This window comes from Streptomyces sp. NPDC102258 (assembly GCF_055584685.1).
In genome coordinates this window covers 382,318-409,147 of sequence record NZ_JBVJLO010000001.1, presented here as the reverse complement: position 1 = coordinate 409,147, position 26,830 = coordinate 382,318, and the positions used below count along the sequence as shown (strand labels likewise).

25 protein-coding genes are annotated in these 26,830 nt (G+C 74.1%); 10 read left to right on the top strand and 15 right to left on the bottom strand.

All coding sequences use genetic code 11. The annotated features are described in order from the left end of the window. The first annotated feature begins 277 nt into the window (after positions 1–277). Positions 278–673, top strand: coding sequence for an apotyrosinase chaperone MelC1 (gene melC1 / locus ACZ6ZT_RS01915; protein ID WP_469714621.1), 396 nt, complete (start codon positions 278–280; stop codon positions 671–673). Continuing rightward, on the top strand, positions 670–1,518 hold the full coding sequence (gene melC2 / locus ACZ6ZT_RS01910) for a tyrosinase MelC2 (RefSeq protein ID WP_469714620.1): 849 nt from the start codon (positions 670–672) through the stop codon (positions 1,516–1,518). The genes melC1 and melC2 overlap by 4 nt, the downstream gene beginning before the upstream one ends. On the opposite strand, the gene ACZ6ZT_RS01905 is transcribed toward melC2, so the two are convergent. Together ACZ6ZT_RS01905 and ACZ6ZT_RS01900 are read right to left on the bottom strand one after the other, a co-directional pair. After that, positions 1,473–2,177, bottom strand: coding sequence for a response regulator (locus ACZ6ZT_RS01905; RefSeq protein WP_469714618.1), 705 nt, complete (start codon positions 2,175–2,177; stop codon positions 1,473–1,475). The genes melC2 and ACZ6ZT_RS01905 overlap by 46 nt on opposite strands. Continuing rightward, entirely contained in the window at positions 2,174–3,886 is a 1,713-nt protein-coding gene (locus tag ACZ6ZT_RS01900; RefSeq protein ID WP_469714616.1) for a sensor histidine kinase, read from the bottom strand. Before ACZ6ZT_RS01900 ends, ACZ6ZT_RS01905 begins: the two co-directional genes overlap by 4 nt. A gap of 104 nt (positions 3,887–3,990) precedes the next feature. Between ACZ6ZT_RS01900 and ACZ6ZT_RS01895 the strand changes: the two genes are divergently transcribed. Both ACZ6ZT_RS01895 and ACZ6ZT_RS01890 read left to right on the top strand, forming a co-directional pair. After that, complete coding sequence (locus tag ACZ6ZT_RS01895) at positions 3,991–5,388, top strand: cation:dicarboxylate symporter family transporter (protein ID WP_469714614.1); 1,398 nt, start codon at positions 3,991–3,993, stop codon at positions 5,386–5,388. A 359-nt stretch (positions 5,389–5,747) separates the two neighbouring features. Continuing rightward, positions 5,748–7,517, top strand: coding sequence for a S8 family peptidase (locus tag ACZ6ZT_RS01890; protein ID WP_469715006.1), 1,770 nt, complete (start codon positions 5,748–5,750; stop codon positions 7,515–7,517). An 84-nt stretch (positions 7,518–7,601) separates the two neighbouring features. Here ACZ6ZT_RS01890 and ACZ6ZT_RS01885 read toward each other — a convergent pair whose 3' ends face one another. Both ACZ6ZT_RS01885 and ACZ6ZT_RS01880 read right to left on the bottom strand, forming a co-directional pair. Next, complete coding sequence (locus tag ACZ6ZT_RS01885) at positions 7,602–8,270, bottom strand: (2Fe-2S)-binding protein (RefSeq protein ID WP_469714612.1); 669 nt, start codon at positions 8,268–8,270, stop codon at positions 7,602–7,604. A gap of 104 nt (positions 8,271–8,374) precedes the next feature. Further along, positions 8,375–9,616, bottom strand: a complete 1,242-nt coding sequence (locus tag ACZ6ZT_RS01880) for an MFS transporter (protein ID WP_469714611.1) — start codon at positions 9,614–9,616, stop codon at positions 8,375–8,377. A 598-nt stretch (positions 9,617–10,214) separates the two neighbouring features. Here ACZ6ZT_RS01880 and ACZ6ZT_RS01875 point away from each other — a divergent pair. Further along, positions 10,215–10,901, top strand: a complete 687-nt coding sequence (locus tag ACZ6ZT_RS01875; protein ID WP_469714609.1) for a GNAT family N-acetyltransferase — start codon at positions 10,215–10,217, stop codon at positions 10,899–10,901. Between the two features lie 61 nt (positions 10,902–10,962). On the opposite strand, the gene ACZ6ZT_RS01870 is transcribed toward ACZ6ZT_RS01875, so the two are convergent. From ACZ6ZT_RS01870 to ACZ6ZT_RS01860, 3 genes are all read right to left on the bottom strand, one after another. Beyond that, positions 10,963–11,991 carry a TolB family protein gene (locus ACZ6ZT_RS01870; protein WP_469715005.1) on the bottom strand — a complete coding sequence of 343 codons (1,029 nt, stop codon included), beginning with the start codon at positions 11,989–11,991 and terminating at the stop codon, positions 10,963–10,965. 97 nt (positions 11,992–12,088) lie between these two features. Further along, positions 12,089–13,351 carry an MFS transporter gene (locus tag ACZ6ZT_RS01865; RefSeq protein ID WP_469714608.1) on the bottom strand — a complete coding sequence of 421 codons (1,263 nt, stop codon included), beginning with the start codon at positions 13,349–13,351 and terminating at the stop codon, positions 12,089–12,091. 2 nt (positions 13,352–13,353) lie between these two features. After that, a complete protein-coding gene (locus tag ACZ6ZT_RS01860) occupies positions 13,354–14,235 on the bottom strand; it encodes an alkaline phosphatase family protein (protein ID WP_469714606.1) in 882 nt (293 codons plus the stop codon). A gap of 263 nt (positions 14,236–14,498) precedes the next feature. On the opposite strand from ACZ6ZT_RS01860, the gene ACZ6ZT_RS01855 reads away from it, so the two are divergent. Then, on the top strand, positions 14,499–15,965 hold the full coding sequence (locus tag ACZ6ZT_RS01855; protein WP_469714604.1) for an alpha/beta hydrolase: 1,467 nt from the start codon (positions 14,499–14,501) through the stop codon (positions 15,963–15,965). Between the two features lie 35 nt (positions 15,966–16,000). Here the strand turns inward: ACZ6ZT_RS01855 and ACZ6ZT_RS01850 are convergent, their stop codons facing one another. Beyond that, entirely contained in the window at positions 16,001–17,461 is a 1,461-nt protein-coding gene (locus ACZ6ZT_RS01850) for a carboxylesterase/lipase family protein (RefSeq protein WP_469714602.1), read from the bottom strand. Between the two features lie 105 nt (positions 17,462–17,566). Between ACZ6ZT_RS01850 and ACZ6ZT_RS01845 the strand changes: the two genes are divergently transcribed. Next, entirely contained in the window at positions 17,567–17,890 is a 324-nt protein-coding gene (locus ACZ6ZT_RS01845; RefSeq protein WP_469714600.1) for a hypothetical protein, read from the top strand. A 111-nt stretch (positions 17,891–18,001) separates the two neighbouring features. Next, the gene (locus ACZ6ZT_RS01840) at positions 18,002–18,283 is read left to right on the top strand and encodes a chaplin (protein ID WP_469714599.1); all 282 of its coding nucleotides are present in this window, start codon (positions 18,002–18,004) and stop codon (positions 18,281–18,283) included. Positions 18,284–18,359: 76 nt separating this feature from the next. Here ACZ6ZT_RS01840 and ACZ6ZT_RS01835 read toward each other — a convergent pair whose 3' ends face one another. The 5 genes from ACZ6ZT_RS01835 to ACZ6ZT_RS01815 all read right to left on the bottom strand — a co-directional run bounded on the left by ACZ6ZT_RS01835 (position 18,360) and on the right by ACZ6ZT_RS01815 (position 23,102). Further along, positions 18,360–19,223, bottom strand: a complete 864-nt coding sequence (locus ACZ6ZT_RS01835; RefSeq protein WP_469714597.1) for a tyrosinase family protein — start codon at positions 19,221–19,223, stop codon at positions 18,360–18,362. A 28-nt stretch (positions 19,224–19,251) separates the two neighbouring features. Further along, complete coding sequence (locus ACZ6ZT_RS01830) at positions 19,252–19,629, bottom strand: tyrosinase family oxidase copper chaperone (RefSeq protein ID WP_469714594.1); 378 nt, start codon at positions 19,627–19,629, stop codon at positions 19,252–19,254. A gap of 175 nt (positions 19,630–19,804) precedes the next feature. Further along, positions 19,805–20,926, bottom strand: coding sequence for an acyl-CoA dehydrogenase family protein (locus tag ACZ6ZT_RS01825; RefSeq protein WP_469714593.1), 1,122 nt, complete (start codon positions 20,924–20,926; stop codon positions 19,805–19,807). Continuing rightward, a complete protein-coding gene (locus ACZ6ZT_RS01820) occupies positions 20,923–22,113 on the bottom strand; it encodes an acyl-CoA dehydrogenase family protein (protein WP_469714591.1) in 1,191 nt (396 codons plus the stop codon). Before ACZ6ZT_RS01820 ends, ACZ6ZT_RS01825 begins: the two co-directional genes overlap by 4 nt. Continuing rightward, on the bottom strand, positions 22,110–23,102 hold the full coding sequence (locus tag ACZ6ZT_RS01815) for an NADPH:quinone oxidoreductase family protein (RefSeq protein WP_469714590.1): 993 nt from the start codon (positions 23,100–23,102) through the stop codon (positions 22,110–22,112). Before ACZ6ZT_RS01815 ends, ACZ6ZT_RS01820 begins: the two co-directional genes overlap by 4 nt. Before the next feature lie 222 nt (positions 23,103–23,324). Between ACZ6ZT_RS01815 and ACZ6ZT_RS01810 the strand changes: the two genes are divergently transcribed. Then, the gene (locus ACZ6ZT_RS01810) at positions 23,325–24,236 is read left to right on the top strand and encodes an SDR family oxidoreductase (RefSeq protein ID WP_469714588.1); all 912 of its coding nucleotides are present in this window, start codon (positions 23,325–23,327) and stop codon (positions 24,234–24,236) included. A gap of 55 nt (positions 24,237–24,291) precedes the next feature. After that, the gene (locus tag ACZ6ZT_RS01805) at positions 24,292–25,089 is read left to right on the top strand and encodes a hypothetical protein (RefSeq protein ID WP_469714586.1); all 798 of its coding nucleotides are present in this window, start codon (positions 24,292–24,294) and stop codon (positions 25,087–25,089) included. Here ACZ6ZT_RS01805 and ACZ6ZT_RS01800 read toward each other — a convergent pair. Next, a complete protein-coding gene (locus ACZ6ZT_RS01800) occupies positions 25,076–25,909 on the bottom strand; it encodes an enoyl-CoA hydratase/isomerase family protein (RefSeq protein ID WP_469714584.1) in 834 nt (277 codons plus the stop codon). The two genes, ACZ6ZT_RS01805 and ACZ6ZT_RS01800, sit on opposite strands and share 14 nt — an antisense overlap. A gap of 65 nt (positions 25,910–25,974) precedes the next feature. Next, positions 25,975–26,739: a PIG-L deacetylase family protein gene (locus tag ACZ6ZT_RS01795; protein ID WP_469714582.1), complete on the bottom strand. Its 765-nt coding sequence runs from the start codon at positions 26,737–26,739 to the stop codon at positions 25,975–25,977. Positions 26,740–26,830 lie beyond the last annotated feature (91 nt).

Genomic DNA, 26,830 nt, shown 5'->3' with positions numbered 1-26,830 from the left:
TCCGGACTATAGGGCGGATATCGCCACGGACTCGGCTCCGGCGCTCCTCTAGCGGGGGCCACACCTTCCGGCCGACTCCGCGATGTGATCCCGTCCATAGCGGCGCCGCTCGGCCGCAAAAATTACTGTCCAGTAGGATTTCACCCGTAGATCTTCCCGCCCTGAGCACCGGAGCCGCTCGCGACGGGAAGATCATTTCATTGGTTGTACATACAACTTATCCAGCGTTGTCCGGATAGCGGTCAACTGCCCCCGGGACCCTGGTAGTTCTTCGGCCATGAACAAGATCACCCGCCGGCAGGCCTTGGGCACCGCCGCCGGCGCTCTCACCGTCCTCGGCATCGCGGGCGCCACCGCGCACGCCGCCGCCACCGACTCGCGCGTCGCGGCCACCACCCCGGCCGGCACGCTCGACGAGGTGTACCAGGGCCGCCGCATACAGATCACCCCCGCCTCGGGCGGCGGCCACCACGGCGGTCACCACTCCCCCGGCCTGCCCACCGTACGCATAGACGGCCGCGAGCTGCACGTGATGCAGAACGCGGACGGCACCTGGATCAGCGTGGTCAACCACTACGAGACCTTCGCCGATCCCGCCTCCCTGGCCCGGGCCGCCGTGCGCGAGCTCCAGGGCGCGCAGCTCGCCCCGATGCAGATGGGAGGCACGGCATGACCGTCCGCAAGAACCAGGCCGCGCTCACGCCCGAGGAGAAGCGGGCGTTCACGAACGCACTGCTCGAACTGAAGCGCACCGGCCGCTACGACCGGTTCGTGACCACCCACAACGGGTTCATCATGAGCGACACCGACTCCGGCGACCGCGTCGGCCACCGCTCCCCCTCCTTCCTCCCCTGGCACCGGCGGTTTCTGCTGGAGTTCGAGGCGGCTCTGCAGGCGGTGGACGCGAGCGTTTCGATCCCGTACTGGGACTGGACCGCCGACCGCACCACCCGCTCCTCCCTGTGGGCCGCCGACTTCCTCGGCGGCACCGGCCGGGCCCGCGACGGGCAGGTCATGGACGGCGCGTTCGCGTACGCGACGGGCAAGTGGGAGATAACCGTACGCGTCGACGGCCGCACCTACCTGCGGCGCGCGCTCGGCGAGGGCGTCGCCCAGCTGCCGACCAGGGCCGAGGTGGACGCCGTCCTGGCGATGCCGGTCTACGACACGGCCCCCTGGAACAGCGCCTCGAACGGCTTCCGCAACCACCTGGAGGGCTGGCGCGGCGCCAATCTGCACAACCGGGTCCACGTGTGGGTCGGCGGCCAGATGGGCACCGGCGTCTCGCCCAACGACCCGGTGTTCTGGATGCACCACGCGTTCATCGACAAGCTGTGGTCCGACTGGCAGGCGAAGCACCCGCAGTCGACGTACCTGCCGGCCGCCGGCACCCCGAACGTGGTCGACCTGCGCGACACCATGCGGCCGTGGAACGACGTGACCCCGGCCGACATGCTGGACCACCGCGCGTTCTACACGTTCGACACCGAGCCGGTCGCCGCCGCCAGCCAGCGGTAGTGCAGTTCGGGGCGTCCGACCTGGCCGTACCGGGGGGTGCGGTCCGCCCGGCCGGTGTCCACCAGGTGCTCCAGGTACCGGCGGGCGGTGATCCGCGAGATCCCGGCCGCCCCGGCCGTCCCCGCGGCGGTCAGCCCGTCGGGCGCCGCCCGCAGCAGCGCCGCGACCCGGTCCAGGGTCGCGGCGCTGAGCCCCTTGGGCAGCTCGGCCGGAGCGGGCGCGCGCAGGGAGGCGAGGGCCCGGTCCACGTCGTCCTGACCGGCCGCCTCGCCCTCCGTCGCCCGGAACTCGGCGTAGCGCAGCAGCCGTTCGCGCAGGGTCGGGAACGCGAACGGCTTCAGTACGTACTGCACGACGCCCAGCGACACGCTCTCGCGGACCACCGCAAGGTCCCGGGCCGAGGTCACCGCGATCACGTCCACCGGGTGCCCGGCCGCCCGCAGGCCGCGCGCGAAGCGCAGCCCGTGGCCGTCGGGGAGGGTGAGGTCGAGCAGCAGCAGGTCGACGGGGGTCCGTTCCAGCACCCGGGCGGCCTCGGCCAGGGAGTGGACGACGGCCACGGCGGTGAAGCCGGGCACCCGGCCCACGTACAGGGCGTGGGCGGCGGCGGCCACCGGGTCGTCCTCGATCACCAGCACCCGCACCTCGGGCGCGCTCACGAGGTGCCGTCCGCGCGGCGCTGAGCGGGGATGCGGGGCGACCCGCCCGGGGGGCCGGCGGCCGGATCCGCTCCGGCCGCGTCCGCGTCCCGCCGGATGGCGCGAGGTCCTTCCGGCGACTGCGCCAGGGGCAAAGTGACGGTGAACTCCGCGCCGCCCTCCGGCCCGACGGCCGCCTCGACGCGGCCGCCGTGGCGGTGGGCCACCTGACGGACAAGTGCCAGGCCCAGGCCCCGCCCCTCGCCCTTCCCGGACCAGCCCCGCCGGAACACGTCCACCCCCTGGGGCAGCCCGGGGCCGTTGTCCGCGACCCGCAGCAGCAACGCGCCGGCGTCGCCCCGTACGGTGACGGCGATCCGCCCGCCCGGCACGCCGGTCAGGGCGTCCACGGCGTTGTCGATGAGGTTGCCGAGCACCGTGACCAGGTCCCGGGCCGACGGGGCCCCCGGCCCGGTGTCGACCGGTCCGCTCTCGGGGGTGACGGCGAGCTCGACGCCCCGCTCGTGCGCCTGCGCGGCCTTGCCGAGGAGCAGGGCGACCAGCACCGGTTCGCCGACGGAGGTGACGACCTCGTCCGTCAGGGCCTGGGCCAGCTCCAGTTCGGCGGTGGCGAACTCCACCGCCTCCTCGCTGCGGCCCAGTTCGATGAGGGAGACCACCGTGTGCAGCCGGTTGGCGGCCTCGTGGGCCTGGGAGCGCAGTGCCTGCGTGAAGCCCCGCTCGTGGTCCAGTTCGCCGGTCAGCGCCTGGAGATCCGTGTGATCGCGCAGGGTGACCACGGTGCCCCGGCGGCCACCGCCCGCCACCGGAGAGCTGTTGACGACGAGCACCCGCTCGGCGGTCAGGTGCACCTCGTCGACCCGGGGCCGGTCGGCGAGCAGCGCCCCGGTGAGCGGCGCGGGGAGGCCGAGGCCGGTGACGCCGGTGCCGGTGACCTCGCCGCGCAGGCCGAGGAGTTCGCGGCCCGCGTCGTTGATGAGGGTGATCCTGCGGTGGCCGTCGAGCATCAGCAGTCCCTCCCGTACCCCGTGCAGGGCTGCTTGATGGTAGTCGTACATCCGGCTCAGCTCGGCGGCGTTCATGCCGTGCGTATGGCGGCGCAGCCGGGCATTGACCACGTACGTGCCCGCGCCGCCCAGCGCCAGGGCCCCGGCCGCCACCCAGGCGAGGGCGCTCAGCTGGGCCGCGAGGCGGTCGCTGACGACGCGGACGGTGATCCCCGCGCTGACCAGGCCGACGATCCGGCCCTGCTCGTCCGCGAGCGGGGTGACCACGCGGATGGAGGGGCCGAGGGTGCCGGTGTAGGTCTCGCTGAAGGTCTCGCCGCGCAGCGCGCGGGCGGTGTTGCCGAGGAAGCGCTCGCCGATGCGGCGCGGGTCGGGGTGGGTCCAGCGCCGCCCGTCGGGGGCCATGATCGTCACGAAGTCCACGCCGGAGTCGACCCTGACCCGCTCGGCGAACGGCTGGAGCGCCGCCGACGGGCCGTCACCGCCCGTTCCCGCCGCGCGTACGGCCGCGCGCACGGACGGGGAGTCGGCGACGGACCGCGCCACGGCCCCGGCCTGGCGCCGGGCGGCGTCCTCGGCCTGGCCCCGGGCGGCCACGTACGCGAAGACCGCGCATCCGGCGACGACTACGGCGACGACGAGCACCTGCATGGCGAAGAGCTGGCCGGCCAGGCTCCGGGGCGGTCGGGGGAAGCGGAACATGGCGCTCAGTGTGCACCGGGCGGTGAACTCAATGAACGGAAGCGTGACCGGGGTCACAGAGCGGGTGATGGTCTGCGGGAACACATTCCCCACCAGGAGGCGACGTGGCCGCCAGGCGCGACAAGACCCACTATCTCTACATCGCGGTCATCGCCGCGGTGCTGCTCGGCATCGCCGTCGGCTTCGCCGCACCCGGCGTGGCCGTGGAGCTCAAGCCGTTGGGCACCGGCTTCGTGAACCTCATCAAGATGATGATCTCCCCCGTGATCTTCTGCACGATCGTGCTGGGGATCGGATCCGTCCGCAAGGCCGCGAAGGTGGGCGCGGTGGGCGGGCTGGCGCTGGGCTATTTCATGGTCATGTCCACGGTCGCGCTGGCGATCGGGCTGGTGGTGGGGAACCTGCTGGAGCCCGGCAGCGGGCTGCACCTGACGGAGGCGGTCCGGCACGCCGGTGAGGCGCAGGCCAAGGCGGGCGGGGCCGAGAGCACGCCGGAGTTCCTGCTCGGGATCATCCCGACGACGCTGGTGTCGGCCTTCACCGGGGGCGAAGTGCTCCAGACGCTGCTGGTGGCGCTGCTGGTCGGGTTCGCGCTCCAGGCGATGGGCGGTGCGGGAGAACCGGTGCTGCGCGGCATCGGGCACGTACAGAAGCTGGTGTTCCGGATGCTCGCGATGATCATGTGGGCGGCGCCGGTGGGCGCCTTCGGGGCGATGGCGGCGGTGGTCGGGGCAACCGGCATGGACGCGCTGAAGTCCCTGGCGGTCATCATGATCGGCTTCTACACCACTTGTCTGCTCTTCGTCTTCGTGGTGCTGGGCACGCTGCTGCGGGTCTGTACGGGGGTCAGCGTGTTCGCGCTGCTGCGCTACCTGGGGCGGGAGTTCCTGCTGATCCTGTCGACCTCCTCCTCGGAGTCGGCGCTGCCGCGGCTGATCGCCAAGATGGAGCACCTCGGGGTGTCCCGCCCGGTGACCGGCATCACCGTGCCGACCGGGTACTCCTTCAACCTGGACGGGACCGCGATCTACCTGACCATGTCCTCGCTGTTCATCGCGGAGGCCATGGGCAAGCCGCTCGCGCTCGGCGAGCAGATCTCGCTGCTGCTGTTCATGGTGGTGGCCTCGAAGGGCGCGGCCGGGGTCACCGGCGCGGGCCTCGCCACGCTGGCCGGCGGGCTCCAGTCGCACCGGCCCGAACTCGTGGACGGGGTGGGCCTGATCGTGGGCGTCGACCGGTTCATGAGCGAGGCGCGGGCGATGACGAACTTCGCGGGCAACGCGGTCGCCACGGTCCTGATCGGTACGTGGACCAAGGAGTTCGACCGGGAGCGGGCGGCGGAGGTCCTCGCGGGCCGGCTGCCGTTCGACGAGACGACGCTGATCGACGACGGCCACGGGGCCGAGCCGTCCGGCACGCCCCCGACGCCGCCCGCCCCGGCGGCCGGCACCGAGGCCGGCATCGCTCCGGCGGCCGGCACCAAGGACGGGGTCCCGGCTTAGCCGGCGCCCCGGCGGAACACCGGCCGGGCAGGGCTCGCCCCCACGGTGCCCCGCCCGGCCGGGGGCCCCACCTCCTCGCCCCGCCCCGGCAACCGGGCAGACGGCGGGAAGGGGGAAGCAGGGAGGGGGCAAGTCCGGCGAAGTGCGCGGAACCCGCAACTCCCCTTACTGGCCGCGCGTTTTCGGCCATGTGGCCGATCATCCGGCTGCGCCAAAAGGTACTTCCCACGGGGGCGACCCTTCTGACATCTTGCGTCCACCACTCGTTTCGTACGGCCCGGTAGGTGCCCACCGCACCCCCGCGCCCATCGGAGGACGCATTGATACCCCACATATCCAGCCGCCCCCGACGCAGCCTGGTGCTGGCGGCCGCCCTCGGCGCCGCCCTCACTTTCGGAGCCCCCGCCGCGCTCGCCGGCACCGCTCCCGTCTCCCCGAACGGCTCCGCCCCGGCTTCCGCTCCGGCGGCCGCCCCCAAGGCCTCGGCCCCGGCATCCCAGAGTGCGACCTGGGCCGCCGGCACCCGCGCCTACCTCGTGATCAGCGCCCCGGGCGACAGCTCGGCGATCCGCTCGGCGATCACCGCCAACGGCGGCACGGTCTTCTCCTCCTTCGACGCGATCGGCGTGACCGTCGCCCACTCGGCCTCCGCCACCTTCGCCACGGCGATGCGCGGAGTCAGCGGTGTGCAGCAGGTCGGCGCCACCCGTACCTCGGACGTCCCGGCCGACGCCTACAACCCGGCGCTGCCGGCCAACCCGGCGCAGTCCTCGACGGCCGCCGGAGAGCCGGTCCGCGCGGACATGAGCCAGATCAAGGCCGACCAGGCATGGGCCGTCAACCCCGGCTCCGCCTCGGTGAAGGTCGGCATCCTGGACACCGGTGTGGACGACCAGCACCAGGACCTGGCCCCGAACTTCAACGCGGCCGACTCGGTCTCCTGCGCCTACGGCAAGCCCGACACCCGGGCCGGCGCCTGGCGTGACGTGGACACCCACGGCACCCACGTCGCGGGCACCATCGCGGCGGCCAAGAACGGCAAGGGCGTCGTCGGCGTGGCCCCCGGGGTGAAGATCTCCGCGGTCCGCGTCGCCGAGCCGGGCAACTCGTTCTTCTTCGCCGAGAACACCATCTGCGGGTTCGTGTGGGCCGGTGACCACGGCTTCAAGGTCACCAACAACAGCTACTACACCGACCCGTGGCAGTTCAACTGCCCGGACAACATCGACCAGGCCGCCATCATCGAGGGCGTCAAGCGCGCCCAGGAGTACGCGGAGGGCAAGGGCTCGCTCCAGGTCGCCGCGGCGGGCAACGAGAACTACGACCTCGCCCACAAGACGACCGACTCCGCGAGCCCCAACGACTCGACCCCGGTCACCCGCACCATCACCAACGCCTGCCTGGACATCCCGACCGAACTCCCGGGCGTGGTCACGGTCGCGGCGAACGGCACCGGCGTCACCAAGACCTCGTTCTCCAACTTCGGCCAGGGCGTCATCGACATCGCCGCGCCGGGCAGCGACGTCTACTCGACGCTGCCGGGCGGCAAGTACGGCACCAAGAGCGGCACCTCGATGGCCACCCCGCACGTGGTGGGCGTCGCGGCGCTGATCGCCAGCGCCAACCCGGGCTTCACCCCGGCGCAGATCCGCGCCCAGCTGGCCGCCCAGGCCAACGACATCGCCTGCCCGGCCGACGGCCGCTGCACCGGTACGAGCGCCAACAACTCCTTCTTCGGAGAGGGCCAGGCCGACGCCCTGAAGGCGGTCGGCGCCACCCCGCCGGCGGGCAAGTACTTCGAGAACACCACGGACGTCGCCATCGGTGACAACACCACCGTGGAGAGCCCGATCACCGTCAGCGGTGTGACCGGCAACGCCCCCGCCACCCTCAAGGTGGGCGTGAACATCGCCCACACCTACATCGGTGACCTCAAGGTCGACCTGGTCGCCCCCGACGGCACCGTGTACACGGTCCACAACCGGGCCGGCGGCAGCACCGACAACATCAACCAGACGTACACCGTCAACGCCTCCTCCGAGGTCGCGAACGGCACCTGGAAGCTGCGCGTGAACGACAACGCGGGCGGCGACACCGGCAAGATCGACTCCTGGAACCTCACCTTCTAGGCACGACCGGCACGGCCGGCACGGCGGGGCCATCGGGGAGCGCAGGACCGCTCCCCGGTGGCCCCTTCCGCTTGGCTGGCGCCGCTAGCGGGTGCGCAGGACGCAGTCCCCGCACAGGCCGCCGCCCGGGGCCCGGTAGTAGAGGCAGCAACTACGGCGTACGAAGGCCACCCCGAGCCCCTCCTCGTGGACGAAGGCGCCGGTGCCGGCCAGGGCCCCGCCGTCGGCGAGCAGCGCTCCCGCGAGCTCCACGGCCTTCTCGCCGGGGACCCGGTCGAGCAGCACCCGCAGCGCCCCGACGAGCCCGGAAGCGGCGTTGCCGCGCAGCACCTTCGCGGAGACGCCGTACCGCTCGCGCAGCGCGGAGTCCAGTACGGCCAGGTTTCCGAGCACGCTCGCGCTGAGGTCCCCGGCCGGCCGGGCCACCGGCGCCGGCAGCCACAGTTCCAGCGAGCCGGCCGCGGGCAGCCGCCACCCCACCCGCGCCGGGTCGAGGTCGGGCACCTGCCCGGCGAGGGCGGCGCAGCCGAGTCCGAGGGACCACAGCCGGGAGGCGATCCCGAACTGGGCGGTCGAGGCCGCCACGCGCCCCGGGCCCGTGCCGATCCGCCGCCCGACCTCGGCGACGTAGGGCCCGAGGCGCTCCGCGTACAGCGCGTCGAGCGTGCGGAATCCGGGGCCGGGCGGTGCCTCGCCGTACGCGACGGTGAAGAAGGGGCCCACGGCGGCCAGTCGCCGCAGTACGTCGTCCATGCACGGATGATCTCAGCCGAGGGCCGGGGCCGGGGCGCCGGGGAGCGGGGGGGCGGTCCCGAAGCCGGACCTGCCGGGCGCCGGCCGGGGGCCCGGCGGCCCGGCTACGCGCGCACCCCGTCGGCCGGCCGGCCCGCCGCCAGGCCCCGCGCCCCGCTCGCCCGGCGGGCCGCCGGGCCCATCGCGTACGAGGCGGCCAGCAGGACGGCGCCGAGCAGCAGCCAGCCGGGGATCCCCCACAGCAGGAGCAGCGCGGTCAGCAGCATCGGGCCCAGGGTGCGGGCCACGGGCACCCCGGTGCCGAAGAAGCCCTGGTACTGGCCCATCCGCTCGGCCGGGGCCAGCGAGAACCCGATCTGCCAGGACCCGGCCGACTGCCGCATCTCGGCGTCGGCCTGGAGCGCCGCCCCGGCCACGAGCAGCGCCGCCGCGGCCCACCCGGCCTCCGGCAGCGCGGCGGCGGCGAACACGGCGCAGGACAGCGCCATCACCAGCCCGGAGGTCCGCAGGGCCCGCCCGGCGCTGTCGAGGCCGGTCACGGACCGGGCCGTGCGCACCTGGAACAGCATCACGGCGAGGGTGTTGAGCACGAACAGCGCCGACACCAGCCAGCCCGGAGCCCGGGTGCGCTCCACGGTCCACAGCGGGATCGCCAGGCTCAGCAGCGGCATCCGCAGCAGCAGGACGGCGTTGAGCAGGGTCACCAGTGCGTACGGGCGGTCGCGCAGCACCGCCAGCCGGGGCTCCCCCGCCGCCCGCCCGGGTCCGGGGGCCACGGCGGGCAGGCCCAGCAACAGGGCCGCGCAGACCAGGAAGCCGGCCGCGTCCAGGGCGAAGACGACGAGGTACGCCGTCTCGGTGCCGGCGGCGAGGGCCAGTCCGCCGAGGGCCGCGCCGAGGGCCAGTCCGGCGTTGAGGACGGACTGGAGGCGGGCCAGCAGCCCGGTCCGCTCCGCCGGGGCGACGAGCCCGGCGAGCAGCGCCTGCCGGGCGGCCGCGAGGCCGCACTGGGAGACCGCGTAGACCACGACGGCGCACAGGAAGCCCCCGAAGGACCGGACGAACAGGAACGAGGCCACCGATCCGGCGGTGGCCAGCGCCAGCAGCACCGAGATGCCGCGCGGCCCGCGCCGGTCGGCCAGGGCCCCCAGCGGGACCCCGGCGACCGAGCCGACGGCCCAGGCGAGGGTCAGGCCGAGGCCGATCCGGGCGGGCGAGAGGCCCACGACGCCGGTGAAGTAGAGGGCGGAGCACACGTAGTAGGCGCCGTCGCCGACGGAGTTGCTCAACTGGGCGGCGGCCAGGCGGCGCGGCGCGCCGGGCGCGGGCAGGAACCGTATCGTCACCGCCCCATTGGATCAGCCGGGCGGCCCGTCCCGGCGGTCCAATCGGGGGTGCGCGGGACGGGCCATTTCGCCGGTCGGCGGGGCCGCCGCCGGGGTGGCGGCGCCGCGCGCGGGTCCCCGTACCGGACCCGGGTGGCGCAACCCGCCCCGGGACGTGGTCCGACCGCCCCGGGGACGCTCCGCCGACGACCGCCCGCGCGAGCTCCGGGCCGGGTGTCGGCGCGGGCGGGCCACCGGCCGGTCCGGGGGCGGACCTTTCGCTGCCCGGATCCGGCCCTCATGGCATCCTCGCAGGTCAGAGGGGTGAGCCAGTGTCTCACGCAAGCCGGGGCAGCCGTCTGGCGGGACCGCTTCGCACGGTTGAACGGATGTCTGCGGATCGGGATTACGGGCGTTTTGTCCCGGGGATCCAAGTCCTCGGAAAACGATGCCGCGCCATTGCCGAATTGGGGGTTCATGAGAGGACTTAGAGGGGCTACATTGAGCCACTCGCGTTCACCTGACAGCCCGTTGCCTTTCACCCGTGTTTTGCGCGGGGGGTGACGTCAGGAGCGCAGACTGTGCAACCACCCCACCGCCCAGAAGGACCGAAGGCTCCGTGCCCGTACCCGTACTCCTCGCCGGCCGCTCCGTGCGGCTGGAGCCCCTCGCCCCCCACCACACCGAGGCCCTGGCCGTGGCCGGTGCCGAGGATCGTACGACTTACGCCTTCACTCCCGTGCCGCACGGGCTGCAGGCGTCCCACGAGTACATCGACCGCGCCCTGTCCGATCAGGCAGCAGGTCGATCGCTCGCGTTCGCCGTGGTCAGAGCCACTGACGGGCGGGTCGTCGGTTCGACCCGGTTCCTGGATCTCGACTACTGGCAGGGTCCGCTGGTCTGGCCGGCGGTCCCCGGGGTCCCCTTCGGTGATCCGGCGACCGCGATCCCCGATGCCGCCGAGATCGGGAACACCTGGCTGTCGCCGGGCGCCCAGGGCACCGGGATCAACACCGAGGCCAAGCTGCTCATGCTCCGCCACGCCTTCGAGACCTGGGGCGTGCGCCGCATCTCCCTGCGCGCGGACGCCCGCAACGGACGCTCGCGGGCGGCCATGGAACGCCTCGGCTTCACCTGCGAAGGGGTGCGCCGGGCCCACTCGCGGGGGCTGGACGGCGCGGTGCGCAGTACGGCCTTCTACTCGGTGCTCGACGAGGAGTGGCCCACCGTCCGCTCCCTGATCGAACTGCGGCTGTCCGGGGCCCAGCCCCGCAAGCGCCGGCGCAAGACGCTGATCCCGGCGTAACGGTCCTGCGGGCCCCCGCCGGCCCGTCCCCCTCGGCCCTCCCCCGTCCCGTCCCCGGCGCTCAGCCGAGGAAGGCCGGGGCGAGGGCCGAGGGCATGAGAGGGGCGGGGGCGCCGCCGCCGTCGGCGAGCAGGGAGTACAGGTCGGCGCCGAAGTCGCCGGGCAGCGAGTAGACGACGGTCCGGTCGTCGGTCCACACCACCTGGTCGTCGACGCTGCGCTCCTCGGCTAGCGGGGTCTCCGCCATCGTGGCCAGGTCGAGCACGTAGAGCCGCCACGGCGCGTCGGCCGGCAGACCGGGCACCCGCTTCTTGAAGACCAGGCGGGTGCCGTCCGGGGACAGCGACGGGCATTCCAGGTTCTCGCGCAGGGTGGTCACCGTACGGGCGGTGAGGTCGCCGCGGATCAGGTAGGTGCGGCCGCCGGTCGCGAGCGTCGCGTAGAAGGTCTTCTCGTCGGCGGCGAAGGTCACGCCCCAGAAGTTCACATCGGCGTTGTGGTAGGTCTCGCCGTCCTTGCGGATGGTGAAGTCCTCCAGCGAGGCGTCGTACGTCCCCGTGCGCAGGTCCAGCAGCGAGGTGCGGGTGGAGAAGTTCGTGCCGGCGTACGAGTCCCCGCCGACGAACACGGTCCAGGCGACGAGGTGGCCGCCGGGCGAGACGCGGGCGCGGGTGGGGATGCCGGCCAGGGGGCGGCTGGCGGTCTCCTTGAGGTGGGAGTCGAGGACCACGGCCCGGTAGCCGTCCTGTACGGCGCCCTGCTGCGACTGGAGGCAGATCCCGGTGCCCCCGGCCGCGTGGAAGCGCAGGCATTTCACCCCGGACGCGGTACGGGGACCCCCGGGCGCGGCCGCGGGGACGGTGGCGAGCTCGTCGCGGTACGGGCCCCAGGCCATGTTGCGGAAGACGATGCGCCGGCCGCCGTCGGCGGGGGCCAGGGTGACCGGGCCGTGCGCGACGGCCGGACCGCCCGCGCGGGGCTGGTCCTTCTCCTCGGCCCGCGAGGAGGCCCGGACGAAGGCGAGCGCCCCGACCACGGTGAGCAGGACGACGGCCGCGACCAGGATCAGGATCCGCCGCCGCGGGGTCAGCGCGGGCTCCGGCCCCCCGGGCGCGGTCGCGGGCGGGGTCGTCGTGGGAGGAGTGGTGGACATCGGGGCCTTTCGCGGGGCGGTGGAGCGGCGGGGGTCAGGCGTCGGCCGGGCGGAGCCGGGCGCAGCAGGCGACGGCCGCGGCGAGCAGTACGGCGGCCACGGCGAGGGCGGGCCGGGCGCCCCACACGGTCCAGGCGGCGCCAAAACCGAGGGAGGCCGCGAACCGGGCGAGCGCCTGGCCGGTCTGGACGAGGGCGAGCCCGCCGCCCCGGTGTTCCTCGGGGACGGCGCCGGCGGCCTCCGCCATGAGCACCCCGTCGGTGGCGGCGTAGAAGCCGCCGTGCAGCAGGAGCACCGCGTACGGCAGGGCGGGGTGCGTGCCGCCGGCCAGGAGGAGTCCGTAGACGAGGAGCAGCGCGAGGTGGCCGCCGAGGAAGACGCGGCGGCGGCCGACGCGGTCGGCGAGCCGGCCCAGCGGCAGGGCGAGCAGGAAGAAGGCGGTGGCCGTGCCCAGGGGCAGCAGGGCGAACCAGCGGTCGGCGATCCCGGTGGCCCGCTGGAGCAGCAGGAAGACGAATGCGTCGCTGACGGTGCACAGGCCCAGGAGCAGGGCGCTGAGGCTGATCCGGCGCAGGTCGCGGCGGCGCAGCAGACCGAGGGAGCCGCGCAGGGAGACGGGTCCGGCGGCGGGCGCGGGCACGGCGCGCCGGCCGGGTACGAAGAGCACCAGCACGAGGACGCCGAGCGCGGCGACGCAGGCGCTGACGGTGAAGACGGCGTCGTAGCCGTCGGCGGCTCCGCGCAGGATGAGGAAGGCCAGGATGGGCCCGATCAGCGCCCCGGCGGTGTCCATGGCCCGGTGCACGCCGAAGGCCCGGCCGCGTTCCCCGGGGGCGGCGGCCAGCGAGATCAGCGCGTCGCGCGGGGCGGTGCGCAGGCCCTTGCCGGTGCGGTCGAGGGCGAGGACGGCCCCGATGGCGGGCAGGGTGTGCGCGAGCAGCAGGAGCGGTTTGCACAGGGCGGAGAGCCCGTAGCCGAGTCCGGCGAGGGCCTTGTGGCGGCCGAAGCGGTCGCCGAGGTGGCCTCCGGCGAGCCGGACGAGGGCGCTGACGCCGTTGTAGACGCCGTCGAGCAGGCCGAAGCCGAGCGGGGAGAGGCCGAGCCCGGCGACGAGGTAGAGCGGGAGCACGGCGGTGACCATCTCGGAGGAGACGTCGGTGATCAGGCTGACCGTGCCGAGGGCGAGCACCGTGGGGGCGAGGGCGGCGCGCCGCCCCGGGCGGGTGCCCGGGGCGACGGCCGGTGTCTCGGGCGCCACGGCGGGCGCGGGGTTACCGCGACTGTCCGCGACGTACATGGTCAGGAAGCCCAGATCCCGGTGATGTCCTTGGCGGTGGCGGCGTTCCCGGCGTGGGTGGTCAGCCCGGCCAGGTCCTCCAGCGTCCGCAGCACGTCGTAGTGGTTGTAGGTGGTGCTCGACGTGGAGCCGGGGGTGACGGGCTGGCCGTAGAGGACGGTGGGGATCTTGTTGCCGGCCAGGCGGTTGTCCTCGTCGAAGGTGACGACGAGCAGGCTGTTGTGGGTCTTGGCCCAGTCTGCGTAGGCCTTGAGGTTGTTCTTGAGCCAGGTGTCGCCGGTGCCGACGGAGCAGTCGTGCATGTCGCTGCAGAGGTTCGGGACGACGAAGGACACCTTGGGCAGGGTGGTGAAGTCCGTCGGGAACTGCTGCATCGTCTTCGCCGAGCTGGTGGGCACGTTGGAGAAGGCGAACCAGGGGTTGTGCTTGCGGGCGTAGTCGCCGCTGGAGCAGGTGGTGGAGCCCTGGCTGGGGAGGGTCTCGTTGTAGCTGCCCCAGCTCTTGCCGGCGGCTATCAGCTCGGAGGCCAGGTTCGGCGCGGAGCTGAAGCCGGGCGTGTAGCAGCTGTCGCTCGTGACTCCCTGGTTGGAGCCCGAGAAGAGCTGGAGGTAGTTGGGCTGGCTGGGGTGGGTGATGCCGTAGGAGTTGGAGAGGCTGGCTCCGCCGGCCTTGAGGGAGTTGATGTAGGGGGCGCTGGAGCTGCCTATGACCTGGTTGTAGGCGTGGTTCTCGAAGACCACGACGAGCACGTGGTCGGGCGAGGGCAGGCCCGCGGCGTGCGCGGGCTGGGCGGCGCCGATGCCCGCCCAGGCGGCGGTGGCGGCGGCGGTGGCGGCGAAGGCGGTGGCCAGGGCGGTCTTACGACAAGACCATGAAGTGCTCATGCCAAACACGGGGCATTCCTCCGGGCAGGGGGGATCTGGGGGTGGCGGCGCGGACGCACCATACCCAGGGGCATGTGCATGGGCCAGAGATGTCCGGCGAACGGCACGGGAACTCCGCCTGCCCTTCAGGTGATGGGCAATGCCATCCCCCCGGGAAAGCCAAGAGACGGAAAAATAGGGAACCCGGACGCACTATCGTTCATCATTCGAACGGAAGCAGTCCACCCCCCGACGGGGCAGCAACAGCCGGAGAGCCACCTCACATGTCGTACGAACCCGACGGGCAGTACCAGCCGCCGTACCGGCCGGAAGGGCAGTACCCGCAGCAACCCCCGTACGGTCAGCAGCAGGGCCGACAGCAGGGTCAGCCGCAGTACTCGCCCCAGGACCGGCCGCAACAGCCGTACGGCCAGCCGCAGCAGGGGCAGCCGCAGCAGGGCCGGCCGGCGTACGGCCCGCCCGGCGGATACGGGCAGCAGCCCCCGCAGGGCCGCCCCCCGTACGGGCAGGACCAGTACGGGCAGGACCAGTACGGGCAGCCGGGGGCCTTCGACTCGCCCACCCGCCAGCAGCCCCCGTACGAGCGCCCGGACTACCAGCAGCCGCGCCACCAGCAGCAGCCGCCCCCGTACGACCGCTCGGAACCGCCCTACGGGCACGAGGAGGAACCGCCGCGCCGCAAGTCCAAGGCCAAGCGGTGGATCATCGCGGGCGTCTCGGTGCTGGCCCTCGCGGGTATCGCCGCGGGCGCGATGAGCTACTTCGAAATACCGCCGTTCACCGACAAGGGCAAGGCCGTCTCCTTCGGCGACACCCCGGGCGCCGGCGACAAGGGCGGCGCGGCCAAGCCCCCGCCGAACTCGAAGATGTCGATGCCCACGGGCCCGAAGACCGAGTTCAAGAACGCCTCGACCCTGAGCGACGGCACGCAGATCGGCGTCGCCACCATCACCGGCAAGAAGTCGGGCTTCACGGGCAAGGTCTGGGTCTGGGCGCCCAAGGAGTACAACGACCCGAAGTACGCCAAGAGCGGCTTCCCGGTCATGATCGCCCTGCCCGGCGGCGCCGGCTACCCGATGAACTACTGGATGGGCACCGACCTCGGCCTGCAGACCAGCGTCAGCAAGTGGTACGCGGAGGGCAAGGGCAAGCCCTTCATCCTCGCCATGCCCGTGCTGAACCCGGGTCCCGACGACAAGGGCGTCTACTGGGACGCCTCCGACATCCCGGGGCAGCCCAAGATGGGCACCTGGCTGACGGACGACATCCCGGACCTGATGCGGGAGAACTTCCGCACCATCAAGTCCCGTGACGGCTGGGCCTACATGGGCTCCTCCACCGGCGGCTTCGCGAGCCTGAAGGCCGTCCTGAAGTACCCGGAGAAGTTCAAGGCCGCTATCTGCTCCGGCCCCGACATCGTGCCCGACTCCTCCCTCTGGAAGGGCCACGACAAGGAGAAGGCCGAGAACAACCCGGAGCTGCTCGCCAAGCAGCTCATCGACAAGAAGGGCCCCGACGTCTACCTGGCCTTCCAGGTCGGCGACAACGAGAGCAACAAGAAGACCCTGCCGGACGTCCAGAAGTTCATCGCCACCTACACCAAGGGCCCCATCCACACCAGCCTGAGGGTGATTCCCGGCGGCCAGCACAACGCCAAGACGTACGTGCCGAACATGGGCCTCGGCCCGATGGAGTTCATCAGCAAGGTCATGGAAGGCCCCGTGGAGTAGCCCTCACCGCTCCCGGGATCCGGGACCCCGCCCCCCTACGGGGTGAGCACGGCCCCGCCGTCGGGTTCCACGCCCCGTACCGCTTCCGGCTCCGGCCCGCCGAACACCTTCGGCGGGCCGCTGCCGTTCCAGGGCTCCCAGCCGGGATCCCCCGACACGGCGAACGCCACCCAGGCCGCGTGCATCTCGTCCGCGAGCGCCTGCGGGGCGTCCGGCCCGGCCAGCCAGGAGGACTCGGGCACGCCGAGGGTGTCGAAGACGAAGCCCAGCTCCAGGGCGTGGCAGGCGCCGAGGCCCGGTACGCCGCTGGGCCAGGCGAACTCGTACAGGTGGCTGGGGCCCGGCCGGGCGGGGGACGCGATCCGGCGCAGCGGGTCGCGCAGCAGCCGGTCGGTGAGCAGCGCCCCGGCCAGGTCGGCCGCTCCGGTCCCGGGCAGGGCGGCGGCGCGCAGCGCCCGTACGGCGGCCCGGTCCTTGCCGCTGCGGGCCCGGCCCAGCGCCACGGCCAGCGGGCCCAGCCGGTCCAGCAGCCGCGAGGCGCCGGTCGGGGCGAGCCAGAGCCGGTGTTCCTGGGCGGTCCAGCCGAGCAGCAGCGGCACGTCCGAGGCGGCGGCCGCCTCCAGTGGGTCGCCGGGCAGCGTGGCCGGGTCGGTGACCAGCCCGAAGGCGGGGCCGCCGAACACCGGGGAGGAGCGGCGCAGCACGGCTCGCTGCGCGGCGAGCAGGGCGGGCAGCCCGGCCGCCTCGAAGGCGGCGGCGGTGGCGGGCACCTTGAGCAGCGCGGCCATCCGGCGGACCATGGCGCGGACCTTGTCGCGGGGCAGCGCCTCGGGGGCGCCGCTCTGCAGGACGGCCCGGCCGAAGAGGCCCCGGGCGCGGGGCGCGGCGAGCAGGGCGCCGGTGCTGATGGCGCCGGCGGACTCGCCGAAGACGGTGACGCGGCCGGGGTCCCCGCCGAAGGCGGCGATGTTGTCCCGGACCCAGGCGAGGGCGGCGATCTGGTCGAGGAGGCCGCGGTTGGCGGGGGCGTCGGGGAAGAGGCCGTAGCCGAGGACGCCGAGCCGGAAGTTGACCGAGACGAGGACGACCCCGTCGCGGGCGAAGGCGGAGCCGTCGTAGACGGGCACGGCGGAGGAGCCGCGGGTGTGGGCGCCGCCGTGCAGCCACACCATCACCGGCAGCCGGGCCCCGCGCCCCAGGTCCGGCGTCCACACGTTGACGGTGAGGCAGTCCTCGCCGGGGATCTCCGGGTCGGGCAGCAGGGCCGCGAAGGGCTCCGGGTAGGCCACCTTGGGGGCGGTGGGCCCGAACGCGCCCGCGTCGCGTACGCCGTCCCAGGCGGCCGGGGGCGCGGGGGCCGCGAAGGCCAGGGCGCCGACCGGCGGGGCGGCGTAGGGGACGCCCCGGAAGACGGCGGTGCCGTCGGCCTGGCGGCGGCCCTCCACCGTGCCGTGTCCGGTGACGACCCGGGGCCGCCCGCCGTCCGCCGCGCTCATCCGTGTCCTCCTCGTGCCGCTTCTGCCCTGCGGGGCACGTTCGCACAGGCGTGCCGGGGGTGACAAGGCGTGACCCGGCGCGGGGCGCCCCTGGTTGGACCGGCCATGCGAGTCCTTCCGATTCCCCGCGCGCCGCGCGCCCTGTCCGTCCTGCTGCTGGCCGTGGCCGGCGTGTCGGTGGCCGCGGCCCCGGCGCCGGCCGACGGCACCGATTTCCAGTACGTCGGCCAGGACGACCAGGTCCACGCCCTGACCGCCCCGAAAGGCTGCCTCGCGGCGGAGGGCGGTGGTACCCGGGCGGTCACCAACCGCACCCACGGCACCGCGACGCTCTACCGCGAACCGGGCTGCGCCGGAGCCGTGGTGGCGGTCCTGCCGCCCGGAACGGTCACCCAGGTGCGGCCGTATTTCGCCTCCGCGCGCTTTTAGGGGTCCGGTCAGGCGAACGGACCGTGACCCCATGGGCCCCACCCGCGTTGTAGGCCATGTCAAACGCCACAGAGCCTGTGGCACCCCACATCGTTTCACGAGGAGAACTTGATGTCGCGTATCGCGAAGGCGTTCGTCATGACCGCTGTTGCCGGTAGCGCCCTGGCCGCCGGTGCCGGTCTGGCGGCTGCCGATGCCGGAGCGGAAGGTGCGGCCGTCGGCTCCCCCGGTGTCCTGTCGGGCAACCTCCTCCAGGTTCCGGTCCACGTCCCGGTCAACGTCTGCGGCAACACCGTCAACGTGATCGGCCTGCTGAACCCGGCCTTCGGCAACACCTGCGTGAACGCCTCGGGTGGCGAGCACGGCCACCACACCGAGGGCTACGGCGGCTGATCACCGGCTTGACCCACCGCGAAGGGCCCCCGCCGTACGGCGGGGGCCCTTTCGTGCGTCATCCCACGCGCCCCGCTCAGGCGTAGCGGTAGAGGCCCCGGTGGTCCGCCATCTCACGCGGGGACACGCCCCAGGGGGGCATCGGCTCGTCGCGGGCGATCACCCGGCCGCGCTGGAGGTCGCCCACCGGCGGCGGGGCGGCCGGCAGGTAGCCGGAGTCGGGGTGGCGCTGCTGCCAGCGGTCCCAGACGAGGTCCACGAAGGCGTGGTGCAGCCAGAAGACCGGGTCGTTGGGGGCCGTACCGCCGGTCATGTGGCCGCCGATCCACTGGTGGACCTTGTTGTGGTTGCGCCAGCGCTCGCTCTTGGGCGCGGCCCAGCCCTCCAGCTTGTTGCGGAAACCGCCCCGGGAGGAGGTCGAGTCCCAGGGATGGCTGTCGTACAGGGGGTCGTCGATCGCCCAGGTGAGTTCGGCGGGCGTGGGCAGCGAGATGGGGTTCCCGGGGCGGCCGAGGTTGCGGGTGAGGAAGCGGGCCTCGGAGACGCCGACGGTGACCGTCCAGTTGCCGCGCGCGTAGGCGAAGGGCCCGGTCATCACCTGGTGGTCGCCCTCCCGGCCGGTGCCGCCGAGGAAGTCGTCGGCCCACAGGGAGGAGACGGGGCTGTTGTCGGTGGTCCAGTCCCAGTAGGGGATGGACACGCCCGGGTCGAGGGCCCGCAGCTCCTTCTCGAACTCCAGCAGGTAGCGCCGGTGCCAGGGGAAGAACGACGGCGACATGTGCCCCACGCGCAGCTTCCGGTCCCGGTCGGGGACGAAGTACTTGTCGTGGGTGCGCACGAACGCGTCGTACGTGCCGTTGCGCTTGAGTTCCAGCACGGCGGCCGTGAACCGCTTCTTCTGCGCGCTGGTCAGGTCCTTCTGGTTCTGCCGGGTGTACACGGCGGGCTCCTCCCGAGACGTCCGTCAGTCAGCCGTGGTGCGGGGCCCCGAGGGCCAGCGCGGTGGTGCCGAGTTCGTCGACGGCGGCGCGGGCGAGCTCCAGCGGGGTCTCGTACGACTGGAAGTGGTTGATCCCGCTGAGGTAGCTGCCGTCCGCGCGGCGCATGACGTGCAGCGGCCGGCCGTCGATGCGGACCGCCGCCGAGGCCGGGTCGACGCTGATGTGCCGGCCCCGGTACGTCTCCTCGGTGAGCGGCGCCGGGGTGAGCGTCTGCCGGGGGCGGCGGGCCCTGAGCACCGGGGCCAGGATCGCGGCGGTCGCGCCCGAGACGGCCGCGGTGAAGGCGGTACGCAGGACCGTGCGGCGGGTGAGTGGTCCGGCGGCGGCTGCGGCTGCTGCGGTCATGCGGTCTCCCTCGCTCGGCGGTGCGCGCTACGGGGACTAACGCGGCGTGGCGTGCGAGGTCACCTCCCGGGGCGGCCCGGCTTCGGGCGCGGGCCCCGGGAGGCGGCCGGAGAGGGGTGCGGAGGGGCTCTCCCTGGGCCCCGTCGGCGTTCCACCGCTCGGCTGGGCCCCGGGGTTACGCGGTGGGGGCCGGGAGTTCGGCGAAGTCCGCCACCAGGCCGCGGTGGTGGCCGGCCGTGCCCAGGGCGAGGGAGTCGGCCTTGGCGCGCTTGAGGTAGAGGTGGGCGGGGTGTTCCCAGGTCATGCCGATGCCGCCGTGCAGCTGGACGCACTCCTCGGCGGCGCGGACCGCGACCCCGGAGCAGTAGGCCTGGGCCACGGCGACCGTGAGCGGGGCGTCGGGGGACGCCGTCGCGAGGGCGTCGGCGGCGCCCCGGGCCGCCGCGCGGGCGGAGGCCACGTCGAGCCAGAGCCGGGCGAGGCGGTGCTTGAGGGCCTGGAAGGAGCCGATGGGCCGGTTGAACTGGTGGCGGCCACGGACGTGCGCGACGGTCTCGGTGAGGCACCACTCGGCGATCCCGAGCTGTTCCGAGGCCAGCAGCCCGGCGCCGGACAGCAGCGCCCCGGCGACGGCCGCCCGCGCGGTCGCCGGGTCCGCGAGGCGGGTACCGGGGGCCGCGTCGAGGGTGACGGTGGCGAGCGGACGGGTGAGGTCGAGCGGGACGGCAGCGGTGAGGGTGGCGCCGGCGGCGGGGACGGCGTGCAGTCCGGTGTCGGCCAGGACCAGCAGGACGTCGGCGGCCACCGCGTCGGCGACGGAGGTGACGGCGCCGGTCAGGATGCCGCCGCCGGAGTCGTGCGGCGCCTTCGGCAGCGGCGCGCCCGGGGCCTGGGTGAGCGGCAGGGCGGGGACGCAGACGCTCCGCCCGGCGGCGATCTCCCGCAGCAGCCCGGCGGCCTCGGGGGTGTCGCAGCCGAGCAGGATCTCCGTGGCGAGGACCGAGCTCGTCAGGTACGGGACGGGGGCGACGGCCCGGCCGAGCTCCTCCAGCACCACGGCGGCCTCCCGGTGGCTCGCGCCCGCCCCGCCGAGCTTCTCGGGGACCAGCAGCCCGGCGGCGCCGATCCCGGAGGCGAGGGTGCGCCACAGGTCCGGGTCGTGGGGGCGGCCGGTCTCCGCCCGGGCGAGGACCCGCTCCGGGGCGCAGCGGTCCGCGAGCAGGGACCGTACCGCCGCGCGGAGTTCCTCCTCGGTGTCGGAGTAGAGCAGGTCGAGCGGGGCGTGCGTACCGGTCATCGGGCGAGGTCCTTCCAGGCGGTGTCCTTGTCGTCGCGCGGCTCGGCGGGCAGGCCGAGGACGCGTTCGGCGACGATGTTGAGGAGGACCTCGCTGGTGCCGCCCTCGATGCTGTTGCCCTTGGCGCGCAGGTAGCGGTATCCGGCGTCGCGTCCGGTGAAGTCGACGATCTCGGGGCGGCGCATCGTCCAGTCCTCGTACAGCAGGCCCTGCTCGCCGAGGAGTTCCACCTCCAGGCCGCTGATCTCCTGGTTGAGGCGGGCGAAGGTGAGCTTCATGCCGCTGCCCTCGGGGCCTGGCTGGCCCGCGACGAGCTGCTGGCGCAGCCGCTCGGCGGTGAGCCGGGCGACCTCGGCCTCGACCCAGAGGTCGAGCAGCCGCTGGTGGAGGGTGTGGGTGCGCAGTCCCGGCCGGTCCCGCCAGGCCGCGGCGACGGGGGCGATCATGCCGCCCTCGCGGGGGACGCGCATGCCGCCGATGGAGACGCGTTCGTTCATCAGGGTGGTGCGGGCGACGGCCCAGCCCTGGCCGACGGCGCCCAGGCGGTGGGCGTCGGGGATCCGTACCCCGGTGAGGAAGACCTCGTTGAACTCGGCCTCGCCGGTGATCTGGCGCAGCGGGCGGACCTCGACGCCGGGGGCGCGCATGTCGCACAGGAAGTAGGTGATGCCCTGGTGCTTGGGCAGGTTCGGGTCGGTGCGGGCGATGAGGATGCCCCAGCGGGCGGTGTGGGCGCTGGAGGTCCACACCTTCTGCCCGTCGACGACCCACTCCCCGGCTGCCTCGTCGAGGACGGCGCGGGTGGCGAGCGCGGCGAGGTCGGAGCCGGCGCAGGGTTCGCTGAAGAGCTGGCACCAGACCTCCTCCCCCACCCACAGCGGGCGCAGGAAGCGGCGTTTCTGCTCGTCGGTGCCGTACGCGAGGATCGTGGGCGCGGCCATGCCGAGGCCGATGCCGATGCGGCGCGGGTCGTTGTCGGGGGCTCCGGCGGCCTCCAGGGCGGCGTCGACGAGGAGCTGGAGGGAGCGGGGGGCGCCGAGGCCGCCGAGGCCCTCGGGGTAGTGGACCCAGGCGAGTCCGGCGTCGAAGCGGGCGCGCAGGAAGTCGGCGCGGGGGGTGGTGGCGGGCGGGTGCGCGGCGAGCAGGTCCCGGACGCGGGCGGCGAGCTCCTCGGCGGTGGTGGTCATCGGGCGGCTCCGTGCGGCGCGGGCGCGGCGGGCAGGGAGGGTACGACGACCAGCCGGCCGGTGGTGGTTCCGTCGGCGAGGCGCTGGACGGCGTCGGCGGCCCCGGCGAGCGGGACGCGTTCGCTGACCAGGGGGCTGATCAGGCCCTCGGTGGCGAGGCGGGTGAGTTCCGCGTGGCAGGCGAGGAGGGAGCCGGGGTCCTTGGTGGCGTACAGGCCCCAGTGCAGGCCGAGGATGGCGTAGTTCTTGATCAGGGCGTGGTTGAGGGCGGGGGTGGGGACGGTGCCGCCGGCGAAGCCGACGATCACGATCCGGCCCTCGAAGGCCACGCATTTGGCGGAGGCGGTGTAGGCGTCGCCGCCGACCGGGTCGTAGACGACGTCGGCGCCGCGTCCGGCGGTGAACTCCTTGACGCGGGCGACGATGTCCTCGGCGGTGCGGTCGATGACGAGGTCGCAGCCGAGTTCCTCGGCGGCGCGCACCTTGGCCTTGCCGCCGACGACGCCGATGACGGTGGCTCCGGCGGCCTTGCCGAGCTGGACGGCGGCGCTGCCGACGCCGCCCGCCGCGGCGTGGACGAGCAGGGTCTCACCGGCCTGGAGCCGGGCCCGCCGGTGCAGGCCGAACCAGCCGGTCTGGTAGCCGATGTGCAGGGCGGCGGCCTGGGCGTCGTCGAGGGCGTCCGGGGCCGGGAGGAGGGCGCGCGCGGGGGCGGTGACGTACTCGGCGAAGCCGCCGTGGGGCAGGCTGGGGGTGGCGATGACCCGCCGGCCGTCCTCGGTCTCGCCGCAGATCTCGACGCCGGGGGTGAAGGGCAGGGGCGGCCGGATCTGGTACTGGCCGCGGACGAGGAGCGCGTCGGGGAAGTTGACGTTCGCCGCGAGCACGCGGAGTCTCACCTCGCCCTCGCCGGGCACCGGTTCGGGTACCTCCTCCAGGCGCATCGCCTCGCGGGGCTCACCGGTCGTATGTACTCGCCATGCCTGCATCCGGGGCCTCCAGCCGCCGTCGAGGAACCACGCTCGGCGGCATACTAAGCGGTCGCTTGACGGGATGGGAACCCCTCGGTCCGCTCATTGCCCGCGTCGGGTGCCGGGAGGCGACGGGGCGGCCGCTTCCCGCGACCGGGTGAACGAACGTCAGGTGAACGGTGATGGAGCCGTCCCGTCACGGCCATGGCGATCTGAGCGCCCGCGCGCTATCGATGCCCCATGACGGACAACGCCCGGCCCCCTGCCCCGCGCGGCCTGCCCGCGCCCCCGCCGCTCGGCGCCGCCGCGCTGCCCCCCGGTACGTACGCGGGGCAGGTGGTCCTGGTGACCGGCGGCGGCACCGGGCTGGGACGGGCCATCGCGGCCGAGTTCGCCCGGCTCGGCGCCGGCGTGGTGATCGCCGGCCGCCGCGCGGAGCAGCTGGAGGCCGCGCGCCGGGAACTGGCGGCCGTCCCCGGCGCGGGCCGGGTGGCGGCCGCAGTTTGCGACATCCGGGACCCGGAGCGGGTGGCGGAGGTGTACGACGCCGCCGAGGCGGCGCTCGGGCCGGCGGACGTCCTGGTCAACAACGCCGCCGCCAACTTCCCCTGCCCGGCCGAGGACCTGTCCCCCAACGCCTGGCGGGCGGTGGTCGACACCACGCTGACCGGGACCTGGTTCATGACGCGGGAGTTCGCCCGCCGCCACCTCGCAGCGGGCACCCCCGGCTCGATCGTGAACGTCGGCGCCTCCTACGCCTGGACCGGCGGGCCCGGGTTCGCGCACAGCGCCGCCGCCAAGGCCGGGGTGAAGAACCTGGTGGAGACGCTCGCCGTCGAGTGGGGGCCGTACGGCATCCAGATCAACGGCCTCGTCCCCGGGCTGGTCCCGCACGGGGACATGACGGCGGACATCCGCGGCGGCCTGGACCGCTCGGCCCCCGGGGACAAGGACGCCCGGCAGCCCGCGCTGCGCGTGGGGGCGCCCCGCGAACTGGGCTGGGCCGCCACCTTCCTGGCCTCGCCGTACGCGCGCTTCGTCACCGGCCACACCCTGGTCGTGGACGGGGCCAACTGGCAGCGGCGGTCCCTGGTCCAGCCCGCGGTGGTCCCGGTCCGCGAGCAGCTGGGGCGCGGTCCGTTCACCGGGTGAGCCGGGCCCCGCCGAGGCCGACGGCGTTGTCAGTGGGGGGTGTCAGGATCGGACCATGACTCTCGCCGACATGACCTTCGAGCGGTGGCGATCGCTCGACACCGCCGCCGCCCGCCGCTTCGCCGAGGAGGCCGCCGCCCGGGTGGGCGGCCGGGTGCTCGCGGTCGGGACCGGCGAACACCTCGGCGGCCCCTTCCCCCGGGTGCGGATCGAGCGGGAGGGCCAGGAGTTCGCGCTCATACCCGGGGGGCGGCTGCGGCTCGGTTTCGATCCGGAGGCGTGGCGGCCGACGCCCGCGCAGGAGGCCGACTACGCGGAGAGCCGCGCCGAGGGCTTCGCCACCGCCCCGGACCTGCGGAGCCACCTCGCCGGTGAGCTGAGCCCGGTGCGGACCGTGGAACTGGCCACCGTCCTGATGGCGGTACGGGACGAGGCCCTGCCGGAGCCGCCGGAGGAGATGGCGGCCGCGCTGGCGGCGCGCGGGCTGCGGATGCCGCGCGCCGACGAGTGGGAGCACGCCTGCGGGGCCGGCGCCGGCACCCTCTTCCGCTGGGGCGACACGTGCCCGCTCGACGAGCCCGCGTACGGGGACGGCGGGATCCGCGACGAGCCGAACGCGTTCGGACTGCGCATCGCCTACGACAGCTACGCGGCGGAACTGAGCGACGACCGCGGGGCCGTCCACGGCGGGGACGGCGGCGAAGCCGTCTGCGGGGGATACGGAACGCTGCTGGGCTGGCTGCCGCTGGCCACCGCGCACCGCAACGCGGGGATGGCGGAGTTCGCGTACGGCCCGGACGCGACGTACGCCTGGGACAGCTTCAGCGTCCGGCCCGTGCTCACGCTCCCCTGAAGCGCGGGGGGCGCCGGGCGGCCTGGGCGCCGTAGCCCTCGCGGGAGTCCTCCGAGGTCAGGGTGAGGGCGGCCGTCATGGCGACCCGGTCCAGGGCGGCGGGCAGGGCGGCGTCGGCGTAGGCGTCGATGCCGCGTTTGATGCCCTGGACGGCGAGCGGGGCGTTGGCCGCGATCTCCGCGGTCAGCTCGCGGGCGGTCTCCTCCAGCGCGCCCGGGGGGACCACCAGCTGGACCAGGCCGCGGCGTTCGGCCGTCGCGGCGTCGATGCGGCGGCCGGTGAGGGCGAGGTACTTGGCCCAGCCCGCGCCGGCCTCCCGGGCGATCCGCAGATCGCCCCCGGCGTCCACCGCGACGCCGAGCCGGGCCTCGGGCAGGGCGAAGACGGCGTCCTCGGCGGCGACGCGGAGGTCGGCCATGAGGGCGAGTTCGAAGCCGAAGCCGAGGCAGTAGCCCTGGACGGCGGCGACCACCGGCTGGGGGAGGCGGGCGAGGACCGCGAAGCGTTCGTGGACCCAGCGGATGCCCTCGTAGTAGTTCCGGGTCCGCTCGGCGGGCGAGTCCCCGGTGATGGCGCCGCCGGGGGCGGTGACGTCGATGCCCGCGCAGAAGGCCCGGCCCTCCGCGCGCAGCAGTACGGCGCGCACCGCCGGGTCGAAGCGGATCCGGTCGGCGAGCAGGCCCAGCTGGCGGGTGGACTCCCAGCTCCAGGCGTTGAGCCGGTCCGGCCGGCAGAGGGTGAGGAGCGCGATGCCGTCCTCGACCTCCAGCCGGACCCGCTCCGCGCCCTCGTCGATCTCCGTGGAGACGGTGTCGATCATGTTGCGCCGCACACCCCCGGCCCGCCCGACTCATCTGATGGAGCATCAGATTACGGCGGTGCGGGTCAGCGGGGGAAGACCTCGAACGCCACCGCCGGCCGACCGTCGAAACGGGGGGCGACCCGCTCGGCGTTACCGGTCAGGAAGGCCCGTACGTACTCTTCGGGGTCCTGCTTGGTGAGCACCTCGATGTACGCCTTGTGCGCCATCAGGGACCTGACGGAGCGTTCCAGTCCGGGGCCGGCGTCGGCCGCGTGGGTGGGGGTGGCGGTGCCGGCCACCGCGACCCAGCGCACGCCGTCCCAGGGCTCCAGGCCCTGCTCGGAGATCAGCTCGGGGAAGATCCAGCGGTTGCCCGCGTCTCCCGCGGCGTCCAGGGTGGCCCGGCCGACGGCCTGGTGGTCGGGGGTGTTCCAGTTTCCCCCGCCGCCGGGGCCGCCCCAGGTCTCCCGGTGGTTGAGGGTGATCACCAGTTCGGGGCGATGCCGCCGGATGGCCGCCGCGATGTCCCGGCGCAGGCCGAGGCCGTACTCGACGACCCCGTCGCGGTGGTCGAGGAACTCCACTGTGGAAACCCCGACGACGGCCGCGCTCGCCCGCTGCTCGGCCTCGCGCAGCGGGGCGCACGCGGCCGGGTCGATGGTGTCGATCCCCGCCTCGCCGCGAGTGGCCAGGACGTAGACGACCTCGCGACCGCCGTCCGTCCAGTCGGCGATGGCCGCGGCGCAGCCGTACTCCAGGTCATCGGGGTGCGCCACCACCGCGAGGGCCCGCTGCCAGTCGGTGGGCATGGGCCGCAAGGGCCCCTCCTGCTCGCTTCGTTCACTCATACGCCGCACCCTAGGCCGTCCCTTCCGGATCCGCCCCTCCTGACGGGTGGTGCCACAGCCGGGGCGACGGAAGGATGAGGTCCGGCGGGGT